This is a genomic window from Sporosarcina sp. FSL K6-1508, from assembly GCF_038007465.1.
Lineage (GTDB): Bacteria > Bacillota > Bacilli > Bacillales_A > Planococcaceae > Sporosarcina > Sporosarcina psychrophila_B.
Map to the genome: position 1 here is coordinate 3,518,454 of NZ_JBBOXF010000001.1, position 13,073 is coordinate 3,531,526.

Annotated in this window: 13 protein-coding genes and 1 riboswitch; all 13 genes read right to left on the reverse strand. The window is 41.2% G+C overall.

All coding sequences use genetic code 11. The features are described 5' to 3' along the window. Positions 1-21: 21 nt before the first annotated feature. On the reverse strand, positions 22-774 hold the full coding sequence (locus MKZ11_RS17800; RefSeq protein WP_340795699.1) for an ABC transporter permease: 753 nt from the start codon (positions 772-774) through the stop codon (positions 22-24). Beyond that, complete coding sequence (locus MKZ11_RS17805; RefSeq protein WP_340795700.1) at positions 707-1,549, reverse strand: ABC transporter ATP-binding protein; 843 nt, start codon at positions 1,547-1,549, stop codon at positions 707-709. The genes MKZ11_RS17800 and MKZ11_RS17805 overlap by 68 nt, the downstream gene beginning before the upstream one ends. 186 nt (positions 1,550-1,735) lie before the next feature. Continuing rightward, positions 1,736-2,665 carry a cysteine synthase A gene (gene cysK, locus MKZ11_RS17810; RefSeq protein WP_340795701.1) on the reverse strand — a complete coding sequence of 310 codons (930 nt, stop codon included), beginning with the start codon at positions 2,663-2,665 and terminating at the stop codon, positions 1,736-1,738. Between the two features lie 23 nt (positions 2,666-2,688). Next, positions 2,689-3,315 carry an NAD(P)-binding protein gene (locus tag MKZ11_RS17815; RefSeq protein WP_340795702.1) on the reverse strand — a complete coding sequence of 209 codons (627 nt, stop codon included), beginning with the start codon at positions 3,313-3,315 and terminating at the stop codon, positions 2,689-2,691. 190 nt (positions 3,316-3,505) lie between these two features. Next, positions 3,506-5,230, reverse strand: a complete 1,725-nt coding sequence (gene cysI / locus MKZ11_RS17820) for an assimilatory sulfite reductase (NADPH) hemoprotein subunit (protein ID WP_340795703.1) — start codon at positions 5,228-5,230, stop codon at positions 3,506-3,508. A gap of 25 nt (positions 5,231-5,255) precedes the next feature. Next, the gene (locus MKZ11_RS17825; protein WP_340795704.1) at positions 5,256-7,082 is read right to left on the reverse strand and encodes an assimilatory sulfite reductase (NADPH) flavoprotein subunit; all 1,827 of its coding nucleotides are present in this window, start codon (positions 7,080-7,082) and stop codon (positions 5,256-5,258) included. Positions 7,083-7,130: 48 nt separating this feature from the next. Further along, the gene (locus tag MKZ11_RS17830) at positions 7,131-7,277 is read right to left on the reverse strand and encodes a YezD family protein (RefSeq protein ID WP_340795705.1); all 147 of its coding nucleotides are present in this window, start codon (positions 7,275-7,277) and stop codon (positions 7,131-7,133) included. Positions 7,278-7,312: 35 nt separating this feature from the next. Continuing rightward, positions 7,313-8,068: a sirohydrochlorin chelatase gene (locus MKZ11_RS17835; protein WP_340795706.1), complete on the reverse strand. Its 756-nt coding sequence runs from the start codon at positions 8,066-8,068 to the stop codon at positions 7,313-7,315. A 22-nt stretch (positions 8,069-8,090) separates the two neighbouring features. Beyond that, positions 8,091-8,873: a uroporphyrinogen-III C-methyltransferase gene (cobA, locus tag MKZ11_RS17840; RefSeq protein ID WP_340795707.1), complete on the reverse strand. Its 783-nt coding sequence runs from the start codon at positions 8,871-8,873 to the stop codon at positions 8,091-8,093. A 43-nt stretch (positions 8,874-8,916) separates the two neighbouring features. After that, positions 8,917-10,065, reverse strand: a complete 1,149-nt coding sequence (gene sat, locus MKZ11_RS17845) for a sulfate adenylyltransferase (RefSeq protein WP_340795708.1) — start codon at positions 10,063-10,065, stop codon at positions 8,917-8,919. A gap of 14 nt (positions 10,066-10,079) precedes the next feature. Continuing rightward, positions 10,080-10,793 carry a phosphoadenylyl-sulfate reductase gene (locus tag MKZ11_RS17850; RefSeq protein WP_340795709.1) on the reverse strand — a complete coding sequence of 238 codons (714 nt, stop codon included), beginning with the start codon at positions 10,791-10,793 and terminating at the stop codon, positions 10,080-10,082. A gap of 227 nt (positions 10,794-11,020) precedes the next feature. Then, complete coding sequence (gene cysC / locus MKZ11_RS17855) at positions 11,021-11,632, reverse strand: adenylyl-sulfate kinase (RefSeq protein ID WP_340795710.1); 612 nt, start codon at positions 11,630-11,632, stop codon at positions 11,021-11,023. A 246-nt stretch (positions 11,633-11,878) separates the two neighbouring features. Further along, a riboswitch (SAM riboswitch) is annotated at positions 11,879-11,979 on the reverse strand. A gap of 175 nt (positions 11,980-12,154) precedes the next feature. Then, positions 12,155-13,057: a DMT family transporter gene (locus MKZ11_RS17860; RefSeq protein ID WP_340795711.1), complete on the reverse strand. Its 903-nt coding sequence runs from the start codon at positions 13,055-13,057 to the stop codon at positions 12,155-12,157. Between the last annotated feature and the right edge of the window lie 16 nt (positions 13,058-13,073).

A 13,073-nucleotide genomic window follows, 5' to 3' on the forward strand; every position in this document is an offset into this window, starting at 1 on the left:
CAGGTCGCTTCCATTTTTCCCTTAACTGATTCCCCATTTATTTTGTACACTGCGCTCCAGTCGTAAAAAGACCAGATTATCCATGATTGTGCCGATGACGCCAATGATGATCATTACCGATATAACTAAATCCATTTGTCCAAGTGACCTTCCCATTTCCAAGAGATATCCAAGTCCTCCCCCACCACCAAGAAGTTCTCCTGCCATTAAAGCACGCCAGGAAAATGCCCAAGCAATTCGTAATCCGGAGATGAGTTGGGGGACAGATGCTGGCATGATAACTGTTCGCAAAAAATGAAAACCGCCAGACCCTAATGTTTTAGCAACTTGTTGATAAAGCCTTGGCACATTTTTGAAACCACTTGTCGCATTGATTGTCATTGTCCATGTCGCACCGATTGTTACAATAAAAAGAATGGAAAAATCATTCAAACCGAACCAAATGATAGCAAGTGGGAACCAGACAATACTCGGAATCGATTGCAATGCTGTGACAAGAAATCCAAGTGTGTCTTCAACTAGTTTAGAACGCCATATGAGATAGCCTAGAAAAAGACCGAGGACTGTCGCAATTGTAAATCCTATTAATAGACGGCTCATACTTGTAAAGATTGCAGTCATTATTTGCCCACTTAGAATGCCTGTGTAAAGTGTATGCAGCACTTGGCTGAGACTCGGGAACATGAAATCGGGCAAACTTGAAACTCTAGATGTGACTTCCCATATCACCGCTAGAATCCCGATGAAGAGGATCCGTCTTAAAAATGTAGTCATCCCCCATTTCCTCCTTTAACACTTTCTCAATTTCACCTTGCAGTGATGCCAATATCTGCTTTTCCAAATGAAATGTGACGTCATTTGGCATAACGCCGTCTTTCATTGTCGTTGAAGAATGAATCTCTTTAATTCTTCCAGGACGTGTTTCAAAAACAACAATTTTTTCGGATAAAAGGACCGCTTCTCGAATGTTATGCGTAACGAAAAAGATAGTCACCTTCGTTTTTTGCCATATTTCCAGTAGCTCATTATGTAACACCATTCTGGTTTGCTCATCCAGTGCCGCAAACGGCTCATCCATCAGTAAAATGGCGGGCTCCATAACAAGTGCACGTGCGATAGCAACACGTTGTTTCATCCCCCCTGACAGCTGATGCGGATAAGCATCGATAAAGTTGCTTAAATGAACCATTCTCAACATTTCCCTTGCTTTGTCCTCTGCCGGCTTTTTTGGCAAACCCTTTAAACGTAAGCCATATGTGACATTATCAAGAACCGTTAACCATGGAAACAATCCATCCTGTTGGAAGACGACGACACGATCTGGTCCAGGATCCGTCACTACTTTTCCAGCAATCCTAATTTCTCCTTGATCAGCCTTCTCGAGACCAGCAATCAGATAGAGCAATGTCGACTTCCCGCAACCGGAAGGTCCGACAATCGAAACAAACTGTCCTTTTTCCACGTCTAACGAGATATTATCCAGTACTTTCACATGACCTTTTTCTTTATGTGGAAAACTTTTCGCAATGCCATCTATTGTTAAATACATTCAAATACCCCTTCCCTAAAATTTCCTACAAGTAAATCTGTATATGTTGAAATAAAAGATCCATTGAATTCGTTGCGGCGCTTGGGGATGCCTCCCGCCCTAAGCCAGGCACTAACGCAATTCACTTCCTTCGAATTGTGACAGCAACTGGCACCGAATAGCGCCTTCGCTTACTTTATATAGATTTTAAAATTCGAATAAATCGCTTGATAAATAGCGTTCACCCGAGTCAGGTGCAATGCAGACGACCGTATCATTCGGAGTCAATCGGCTTGCGACAACTAATGCCGCATATATGGCCGCACCTCCTGAAGGGCCGATGAGAATCCCTTCATTCGCCGCCATGTTGCGTACTGTATCATACGCTTCTTCGTCTTTAATCTGAATGATTTCATCGTAGACGGCGGTATTCAAAACTGGAGGAATAAAACCTGGACTTGTTCCAACCAGCTTATGCTTCCCTGGCTTTCCTCCAGACAGGACGGGTGATCCGGCAGGCTCAACAACATGAACTGAGATATTATTATCCCGTTCTTTAAGTGCTTCTCCGGTACCCGTCACCGTCCCTCCCGTTCCTGATGTACAAACAAAAGCACTTAGCTTTCTTCCAATGGATTCCATGGCATTACTAATTTCAACAGCCGTCGTTGTCCGATGGATATCTGGATTTGCCGTGTTCTCAAATTGCATGGGAATAAAGCTGTTTTCGATTTCCGCGGATAATTCATTTGCTTTGTCGATTGCCCCTGGCATCCTTTCATCGCTAGGTGTAAGAACGACTTTTGCACCGTATGCCTTCATTAAATTAATACGTTCAATCGTTGCGTTATCCGGCATGACAAAAATTGCGTTATACCCTCTTGCTGCGGCATTCATTGCCAAACCGATCCCTGTATTTCCTGACGTAGGTTCAATAATCGTTGCCCCCGCCATCAATTTACCGCTTTTCTCCGCCTCAACAATCATATTGTAAGCTGCTCGATCTTTTACGCTGCCGCTTGGATTAAAATACTCAAGTTTTACATAGACAGCTGCACCTTGTGAATCTGGCAGTCTATTTAATCTTACAAGGGGCGTATTTCCAATCAATTCAGCTATATTGTTTACGACTCGCATATTTGTTATCCTCCCAATTACGTTCAGGATTTGTCTTCATACCCACCTATCATTTCTAGAAATGCATTTCGCACGTTGATAGATTGCCTGTACGTTTCATTCGTGATTGTTTTAAGTAATTGTGTTTTTGTCGTTTGATTTAACGTAGAATGCTTCACTTTTTTTCTCGATAGTGTTAGAAATTCAAGATAATCACTATAAGAATCGTCGTAAATCAGGGCAATTTCGTCACGAATGCTTGTAGATAGTGTCGGACTCGCCCCATCCGTTGCAACAGTTATCGTTAGGTCACCTCTCGTCAGCTTTGCAGGGACATGAAAGGTACTTAACTCGGAATTATCGACGATATTGACCAGTTGATGTTTGCCGGCAGACGATGCAACAAACGTATTCACCATCTCATTATTTGTTGCAGCAATAATAATCATTGCATCATCAAGATCATCCGGTTCGAACATTTTATTTTTCCAGGCAATTTTATTCTCGATAAAGAGTTGTTCTATTTTCGAATGAATCACCGGACTAATGACAGTTATACCAGCACCTGCTTGTAGCAATCCGATAACTTTTCTGTAGGCAATCAGTCCGCCGCCAACTACTACTGCATTTTTATCTTCGATGTTCAGCATAATCGGATAGGATTTCATCATTTTATTCTCCCGCCGCCATTTAGTTACTCTGAAAAAAGACCATAAAATTAGCGGTCCTTCTTAGCTTTTTTAAAAGATAAGAGGGTATAAGCATTCACATCGAGCGGTGTCTAGACTCCAGCGCTATTCTAGATGTCTAGCTCTAGGCGCCAGCCGCTCGGGTCATAAAGGGCGCCTTACGCTTTTCTTATTAATCGTGAAAGTCCAATCCAGATTGAACAGCTTTCACATGTCCTGCGCGAATGACAAAATCTCCAAAATGTTCGCCTTCTGTTCGTTCCTTCGCGTATTGAATAAATAGCGGTTTAAGCAGTGCTAAAATTTCTTCTTCACCGATATTTTCCCGGTATATCTTATTCAACCGATCCCCGACAAAGCTAGCACCCAGATACATATTGTATTTTCCAGGTGCTTTACCGATAAAGGCTATTTCACCCAAAGCAGGACGAGAACAACCATTCGGACAGCCCGAAATACGTATAACGATTTCTTTTTCACGTAATCCCGCTTCATCCAGAATCAGTTCCATCTTATCCAGTAAAGAAGGCAGGTACCGTTCGGCTTCAGCCATTGCCAGCCCGCAAGTCGGAAATGCAACGCAAGCCATTGAATTTCGGCGCAATGCGGAATGATGCTGTCCGTCAGTCAATCCATATTGCTCCATTAACTCTTCAATTTCCTTCTTTTTTTGACTCGACACATTGCTGATGATTAGATTTTGATTTGGGCTAAGGCGGAAATCTCCTGTATGAATCTTGGCAATTTCTCGCAACCCCGTCATCAGTGGATACTCATCCACGTCTTGGATTCGTCCGTTTTGGATAAACAGCGTGAAATGCCAATTGCCATCGCTTCCTTCTACCCAGCCATAACGATCACCATTATGTTCAAAGTGATAATCACGCGCGGTTTCAAGTACCCAACCTAATCGCTCATTGAGTTCTTTGGTGATCCAATCAAGTCCACGAGCATCAATTGTGTATTTAAAACGTGCATACTTTCGAACAGAACGATTCCCATAATCACGTTGAATCGATATAATTTTCTCAGCTACTTCGACAACCTGATCCGTTGTACAGAAACCGATCACCCTTGCCAACTGGGGATAAGTGTCTGTATCACCATGTGTCATCCCCATGCCACCGCCTACAGCAATATTGAATCCTGCTAATTCCCCTTCTTCTAAGATGGCAATTAGGCCAAGATCCTGGGAAAAAACGTCAACATCATTATTAGGAGGAACTGCCACACCAATTTTAAATTTTCTTGGTAAATATAGTGCGCCATACAATGGCTCGATTTCTTCCTCTGTTTCTTGGCTGTCGATTACTTTTTCACCATCGAGCCAGATCTCATGGTAAGCATTGGTCCGTGGCGAAAGATAATCACTGAGTTTCTGCGCCCACCCATAAACTTCAGCATGAATATCCGATTGATAAGGATTAGGATTACACATGACATTCCGGTTCACATCACCGCAAGCTGCTAGCGTATCCATTAACGCTGCATTAATTTCCTGAATATTCTCCTTCATATTCCACTTTAAAATCCCGTGCATTTGGAATGACTGGCGAGTAGTTAATTTCAATGTTCCGTTGCCATATTTATTGGCAACACGATCCATCATCAGCCATTGCTCCGGGGTTGCTACACCGCCGGGAGCACGAACTCGAACCATGAACTGGTAGGCCGGCTCTAATTTTTGCCGCTGGCGTTCGTTGCGTAAATCCCGATCATCTTGCAAATAGCTCCCATGGAATTTCATCAATCTGTTATCATCATCAGGTATCCCTGAACTGATTGGATACTCAAGCGTCTCCACAAGTGATCCGCGTAAATAGTTACTTTCACTCTTAATCCGCTCAACATCACTTGGTGTACCAGGTTGTGGCGGTAAAATTATTTTCTTTGTCATGTAACTAGCTCCTTTCACAGTTCTTTCAGTAGACATCGCGTTGATAACGTTTCTGCCGTTGCATATCAGCTAAATAGTCTGATGCTTCCTTAGAACTCATAGCACCCTCTTCTTCAAGGATTTTTTCCAAAGTAGTATGGACATCAGCAGCCATATGCTTTTCATCACCGCAAACGTAGAGTACAGCACCCTCTTCCAGCCACTTAAAAATAGCTTGGCTGTTCTCAATCATTCGGTGTTGGACATAGACTTTATCTTTCGTATCACGGGAAAATGCAACATCCATTCGCGTCAAAACACCCTCTTTGAGCCATTGTTGCCATTCAACCTGATAAAGGAAGTCTGTAACAAAGTGTTGATCACCAAAGAACAACCATGTTTTCCCTTCTGCGCCAATCTCCTCGCGTTCTTCCAAGAACGATCTGAACGGAGCTATTCCAGTACCAGGTCCAATCATAATCAAAGGCGTGTTGGGATCTGCTGGTAATTTAAAGTTCGAGTTACGCTGGACATAAACAGGTAAATGATCCCCAGGTTGCGCACGCACAGCACATTCATCCGAACAAACACCTACCCGATCTCGACCGTGTGCCTCATAACGAACAGTTCCAATCGTGAGATGTACTTCATCCGGATTTGCTTTAGAACTGCTGGCGATCGAATACAGGCGCGCCGGTATTTTACGTAATATTGCGACAAAATCACTTACAGAGACTTCCCACGGTCCAAAATCCCGTACCAGATCCAATAGATCACGACCATAGAGATAATCCCTGCACACTTGCTCTCTTTCAGGTTCCAAGAGCTCCTTTAATTCATTGTTAGTAGTAAATTGCGTTGCTTTTTGTAGCAATGGTTTCGTTAATACAGTAATTTCAAAATTAGAAATCAGCGCCTCGCGCAAGGGCTTAAGTTCACCCTGTTTATTGACCTTAACTGCTTCGCTAGCATTCCACTCCATCTCTCCAATCAAGGTATCGACTAATTCAGTATCATTTTCTGGATAAATGCCTAAACTGTCTCCCGGTTCAAACTCGAGGTTCGATCCTTCAAGTGATAACTCAAGATGACGCGTTTCTTTGTTTGACCCACGGCCATTTAAATTCAAATTTTCTAGAATCTCAGCTTTAAATGGGTTTGTTCGAGAGTACTCCAGTTGTTCCGCAACTACCTTGTTGACTGGTTGTTGGACATTGGTATAACTGGCTCCTTGTTGCTCATTTAATGTAGCTAAAACAGTCATAAACCATTCCGAGGCAGGTTCATCATAATCCAAGTCGCAATCGACACGTGGACTAAGCTGTTTTGCACCCAACTCCAGTAAACGTTCATCAAATTGTTTACCTGTCTGGCAGAAAAATTCATAAGAACTATCCCCCAAAGACAGGACCGAGTATTGCAGATTATCCAATTGTGGCGCTCTTTTACCATGAAGAAATTCATGAAATGGCAATGCATTATCTGGTGGATCGCCTTCGCCATGTGTACTTACAATAAGTAGTAAATTCTCGGTTTTCTTAAGCGAATTTGGTTTGAATTCATTCATAGGAGCAAGAGTTACTTGATACTCTTCTGCTTTTAAATTCTTCGTTAGTTTTTCAGCCAAAGCCTGCCCGTTGCCAGTCTGAGAGCCGTAAAGAATTGTCACTTCTTTTGAGATTACCTCTATTTGCGTTGCTGGAGCTTTCAGAACGGCCACGCCGCCAGACACAGTCGATTGTGTAGTTAACTGGTTGGCACTCAAATATCCGCCCAGCCAGATTTGTTGTGTCTCTGTCAGTATCGGCAGAAGTTGGTTAAGGAGTTCTACCTGCTCCTGATTAAAAGGACTGTTTATCACTTGAAGCGCCAAAATTTCCCACCCCGCAAAATTAGTATTTATATAGCTATTAAAAGACCATTATTTCAATCTAATTTTCTCGTTTTTCTCTATTTGAACAACAACATTGTCTTGAACAACCAATGTGATAGAACCATAATTCATCGTGTTCAGCATCTTTTTAACGTTTTCAATGGTAAGTTCAAGGTTTTTTTCCCGTTTCTCCATAGTCCCTATTCATCCTTTCAGACAAAAATTCTTCATTAAATAGGCTGACCGATTTGCTCTTTTTCAAGTAACTCATTCACCCGTTCTACAAGTACATCCTGGACATATTTATGATAACCAAGATTTTTACAAAGAATGAGCTGCTGACCATTAGTAGATTGCTGGGCAATCTTTTTTTCAATGCTCTTCATCAAAATACCTGTAAATAATAAGTACGGAATAATTAAGACTTGCTTATCATGTGTTTCCTGTAAATGCAGTAATGCTTCATCGAAATGAGGCTCTGCTCCGTAAAGAAAACTAACAGTTACTTTCTTAAAGAAATACTTGTCAGCAAAAAGTTGTGCAATTTCGTTTAAATCTTGCTTGACTGCGGGATCACTGCTGCCACGACCTATAAGCAATACCTGCGCATCTTCCGCAATCGTTACTTTTTGTTCGACTACTCGGTCATATAGGCTATCAATAATTTTCGGATGAATGCCAAATGCTTTTCCGTATGTAAATTCGATATCGGGATACATGATTTTTCCCACTTCAATTTCAAATGGAATATCTTCATTTGCATGGGCCGCAGTTAATAAAAGTATAGGAACAACGGCAATCTTAGTAGCACCGCGTTCCACGCATTTCGTAATCCCTTCCTCCACGCTTGGGGCAGCCAGTTCTAGAAAACAAATTTCTTGGATTGGAACATCAATCATCGCTTGACTGCTCTCAATAAATTGAATAGCTTCTTCGACACCTGCTTTGATTCGGCTGCCATGGCCAACATATAAGACTGCCTGCATGCTGATCCCTCCTATTGAGTTTTTAGTATGCAGATACTTCTTTACTAATATTTTGGTTCAACGCCGTTTGTTCGAACCATTGAATCTTCTCTCGCAACTTCACAACTTCGCCGACAATGATCATACTTGGGTTTTTAATTTCGGATTCTCTAGCAATCTCTACAATCGTAGAAAGTGTACCTGTAATCGTATACTGCGCCTCCGTTGTTCCCCAATGCACTAGTGCTACAGGGGTGTTTTCAGGTCGGCCATGCCTGATAAGTTGCTCACAAATATAAGGTAAGTTTCCGACACCCATATAAATCGCTAATGTATCAATACCGACTGCAAGACTTTCCCAATGAATGGAATCGCTTTTTCCAGCACGCATATGGCCAGTTACAATCGCAAAACTAGAACTGAGATCACGATGTGTGACTGGGATACCCGCATAAGCAGGCGCCGCAATCCCGGCAGTAATTCCTGGAACCACCTCAAAGGGGATGTCATTTTCCGCAAGAACTTCTGCCTCTTCAGCGCCTCTTCCGAAAACAAATGGATCTCCACCTTTTAAGCGTGTGACAGTTTTCCCCTGCTTCGCATATTTCACTAAAAAGTGGTTAATCGTCTCTTGAATCATTGCATGATAGTTTGGGAGTTTCCCGCAATAAATTAAGTCTGCTCCAGGTTTTGCATAAGTTAGCAGTTCTTTATTAATCAAACGGTCATACAAGATGACATCCGCTTGTTGAATACATTTCATCCCTTTAACGGTGATTAAATCAACGTCGCCAGGTCCAGCGCCAACTATAAATACTTTTCCCACCTTCATCGCTCCTCTCACCGTTTGGTACTGCTCTAAAATCTCTTTATGAATGAAGTGCTTCTTTTTGCATACCAGTAATTAACACGTCGATCACTTCCGGACGACTAAATGTCGTTGGCAGTTGTTCCCCATTACGAAGCATTTCTCGCACCTTTGTACCCGACAAAATCACATGGTGACTTGCATCATGGGGACATGTTTTGTGCGTTGCCATGCTGGTGCATTTATTGCAGTAAAAACTATGCTCGAAAAATAATAACGTAATCCCAAGTTCTCCAAGCGTAAAGTTGCTAAAAATTTTCTGAGCATCATACGTACCGTAATAATTACCAACACCCGCATGATCACGACCGACGATAAAGTGTGTACAACCAAAATTCTTTCTTACCATCGCATGAAAAACCGCTTCTCTTGGTCCGGCATAGCGCATTGCAGCCGTAAATACACCTAAAAATACATGTTCTTTCGCATAATAGTTATCTAGTAATACTTCATAGCTTTCAAGGCGAACATCTGCCGGGATATCATCTGATTTCGTTTCACCAACAAGTGGATTTAAAAATAATCCATCTACAATTTCCAATGCTGTTTTTTGAATATATTCGTGTGCTCTGTGTACCGGATTTCTTGTTTGGAAACCAACGACTGTTTTCCAGCCAAGTTCTTGAAACTTTCGTCTTGTTTCAACCGGGTCATACAGATAATCCGAAAACTCATTCAGCGGCCTTCGCTGAATCAGTGTGATCGTTCCGCCGAGATATACATTCGGACGTTCAAATAACTTCTTCACGCCTGGATGGTCGCGGTCTGTCGTTTGAAAGACCAATTCAGCCTCTTTTTCCTTATCTGGCGTAAAAATATCTGATACTTCGAGCACACCATAAACAACTCCGTCTTTCACCAATTTCACAAAGCTTCCAATAGCGATATCTTTTGCATTCGTCTCCGTCGTTGGTAATGTAATCGGAATTGTCCAAGGCTCTCCTGTAGATAATCTCATTGTCGCAACGACGGAATTGTAATCTACTTCCGTGAGAAACCCACTTAACGGACTATAGGCACCTGTACCAATCAAATCCAAATCACTGCTCGCAATTTCATCTAATTCAACTGTTTTGGTAAACCCTTCGAATTGAAAATCTGGATTCCAGCGATTAATTAATATGCCGCCATGCGGTTGACTCAAGCTCATGTAAATTCCTCCATTTAAGTTAACTTTTTATGCAATCCACACTCTGTTTTCGTTTGATTTGCCCAGCGGCCTGACCTTGACCCTGTCGTAGTATCGCCTTGTATTGTACAGGGTGCACAGCCGATACTCGGATAGCCTTGATCATGAAGTGGATTATAGGGCAGTTCATGTTTATCAACATAATCCCAAATATCCGTCCACGACCAATGAATTAGCGGGCAAATTTTAACTGATTGAAATGTTTCATCCTTATTCACGAAGTTTGTCAGACTTCTAGATGGTGATTGTTCACGTCTTAATCCGGACAGCCAAGCAGTCGCATTACTTAGTGTTTCCCGAAGCGGAATTACTTTCCTCATATGACAACACTGATCCGGCTGTCTCGCCCAAAGTTCAGCGCCATACTCATCAGCTTGTTCTTCAACCGTTAAAATCGGCTTTTTCAATTCAATTTTCAACTGAGGATAGAGTTGTTTGACTTTATCAATTAGGGCATAGGTTTCTTTAAAATGAAGTCCTGTATCTAGAAATACCACTTTAGCGGTTGATTTTATTTGCGAGATTAAGTCAATCATTACAATCCCTTCAACCCCGAAGCTGCACGCATAAACAAGTTCATCGTCATATTCTTTATAAGCCCATCGCAAGACGTTTAGCGCACCCTTCGCTTCGTCGTCAAGTAAAAAAACATCTTCAGACTCAATCCAGGAATCGTACGTTTTCTTCACCAAATTAACTCTCCTTCCTATCTTTTATAAAAAGACGACTTTAATCTCCTACTGATTAAAGTCGCCTCTAATTTTTTAGTCAGCGCATTGTTCCCATATACCCAATTGTCCATCAGCTTCTGGGTTTCCAGTCGGCTAGTGATTAGCGTTTATACTAACTTTATTATTCCTATGTGTCAAGTAGGTTTTAAGTCATTCTATTCCAAGTGAACTAGAATGTTACGTGATTATTGACTTTTTTTGATATAGTTATTTTCTTTTAAATAAGAAATGATGACTTCGACCGATTCTTCAATACTTAACTGATTGGTATCGATGGATATTTCCGCATTAACAGGTTCTTCATAAGGAGCATCAATTCCTGTAAAGTCTTTAATTTCACCCAATCTTGCTTTTTTGTACAATCCCTTTGGATCGCGTTCTTCGCAGGTTTCTAAACTGGCCTTTACATATACTTCAATGAATTCATCAGCATCGACAATTTCCCGCACTTGATCACGATCTTCTTGGTAAGGGGAAATGAATGCGGTCAATGTGAACAGGCCAGCATCAACCATTAGTTTTGCAACTTCACCAATTCTGCGAATATTTTCGGATCGATCATCTGGACTAAACCCAAGATTCTTATTTAAACCGTGTCTGACGTTATCTCCATCTAGTCGATAAGTGTGAACACCCTTTGAATGTAAAGCTGTTTCTAACGCCGCTGAAATCGTCGATTTTCCGGAACCCGATAATCCTGTAAACCAAAGAATTGCACTTTTATGACCTTTTGCTTCTTGGCGATCCCTTTTCGTAACCTCTGATTCATGCCATACGATATTTTTAGCTTTTGTCATTTTTTCTCCTCCTAAATTCATTTGCTCTGAATCAATTTTCAAATACAAAAAACATCTTTTTAGTCGATTCGAAAAATCGATTAGAAAGATGCCTTTAGTTGACTAATTAGCATATATTTAATTGGTAAAAACAAGAATAGCGCTGGAGACCAGAAAAAGAAAAATGAGATTTCACCATACGCTAAACAATAAAAAAGCCTCTTCAATTAGGGCAAGAAGAGGTTGATGATATCGAATAACTATCTCTTCTTATCTGCTAAACTTTCGCTTACTGGAATTGGCACAGTACAAAACAGTCTGTTGCCGAGGCTTCTTCGGGCCAGTCCCTCAACCTCTCTTGATAAGAAATACACTATGAAGTTGAGATCAATATTACATCATCGAAATTCCAAAGTCAATGATTTATCAGTTTTTAATTTTATTCACATCAGTTTAGTAGGGTTTAAACACTAATGTCTCGCACATAAACAAAAAGGCACGTTAAACTACTTTTCGGCGTTCTTGAAAACTTATAGTTCAACTCTAACTTCTCCTTCCATTGCTCTCATTAGTTTTCTCCATTTCCTTTTCACAATCATTTTTCCAATTAACAAGAAATATTCCTTTAAAGATTAGTAATCCACCAAAAAGAGTAGACCAGGTTAGTCTTTCATGGAGCAAACACCATCCTGTTAGTACACCGAAGAATGGCGCTAAAAAAAGGAATGCACTCGTTCGTTCTTGATTTCCTCTCTGAAGAAGATAAAACCAAACAGAAAACTGAATAATTGAGGCCGCAATGGTAAGCCATAACAAAATCAGGATGGATTGAGTAGTCATTCTGAAAAAAGACTCTTCCAATAGTAAACTTCCCAGAAAGAGAATTAATCCGCCAAAAAGCATTTGATAGGCTGTCATTACATATGTATCAAATTTAAAACCATGTATTTTTATCAAAAGCGTAGCAATCGCCCATGAAACTGCCGACAAAACCCCTAATATGGTACCGATTCTAAAGTCAAGATGTGAACCCAACGTGAGAAAAACCCCGATAAAACCTAGCAGTACACCTATCCATTGCTGAATACGGTAACGGGATTTTAAAAAAAGCGTTCCAAAAACTACGACGAGTAAAGGATTCATAAATGTTAGGATAGACGTCTCTCCAGAAGTGATCGTACGTAGTGCCATGAATATACAGCCCATCACAAAAGCCGTTTGAAAAAGTCCAATTAGAACAAGCCACACCCAATCGATTACCTTTACCGGATGTCGCTTGTTTAAGATTTTAACGATCGTAGCCATAATAAGCCCTGCAAGCGTAAAACGCATAGCGACTAATAGGAGAGGAGATGAATAGGCTAACCCTAACTTCCCTATTGTAAAAGAAGAACCCATTAATCCAGTCGTCAAAATCACTAACAAACTAAAAATGATTCGATTCATCCAGCCCCCACCCCAT

Bases quoted from the DNA above. Each gene is read 5' to 3' on its own strand.
- MKZ11_RS17800 (WP_340795699.1), bottom strand. From the start codon at position 774: ATGACTACATTTTTAAGACGGATCCTCTTCATCGGGATTCTAGCGGTG.
- MKZ11_RS17805 (WP_340795700.1), bottom strand. From the start codon at position 1,549: ATGTATTTAACAATAGATGGCATTGCGAAAAGTTTTCCACATAAAGAA.
- cysK (WP_340795701.1), bottom strand. From the start codon at position 2,665: ATGCGAGTCGTAAACAATATAGCTGAATTGATTGGAAATACGCCCCTT.
- MKZ11_RS17815 (WP_340795702.1), bottom strand. From the start codon at position 3,315: ATGATGAAATCCTATCCGATTATGCTGAACATCGAAGATAAAAATGCA.
- cysI (WP_340795703.1), bottom strand. From the start codon at position 5,230: ATGACAAAGAAAATAATTTTACCGCCACAACCTGGTACACCAAGTGAT.
- MKZ11_RS17830 (WP_340795705.1), bottom strand. From the start codon at position 7,277: ATGGAGAAACGGGAAAAAAACCTTGAACTTACCATTGAAAACGTTAAA.
- MKZ11_RS17835 (WP_340795706.1), bottom strand. From the start codon at position 8,068: ATGCAGGCAGTCTTATATGTTGGCCATGGCAGCCGAATCAAAGCAGGT.
- sat (WP_340795708.1), bottom strand. From the start codon at position 10,065: ATGAGCTTGAGTCAACCGCATGGCGGCATATTAATTAATCGCTGGAAT.
- cysC (WP_340795710.1), bottom strand. From the start codon at position 11,632: ATGACAAAAGCTAAAAATATCGTATGGCATGAATCAGAGGTTACGAAA.
- MKZ11_RS17860 (WP_340795711.1), bottom strand. From the start codon at position 13,057: ATGAATCGAATCATTTTTAGTTTGTTAGTGATTTTGACGACTGGATTA.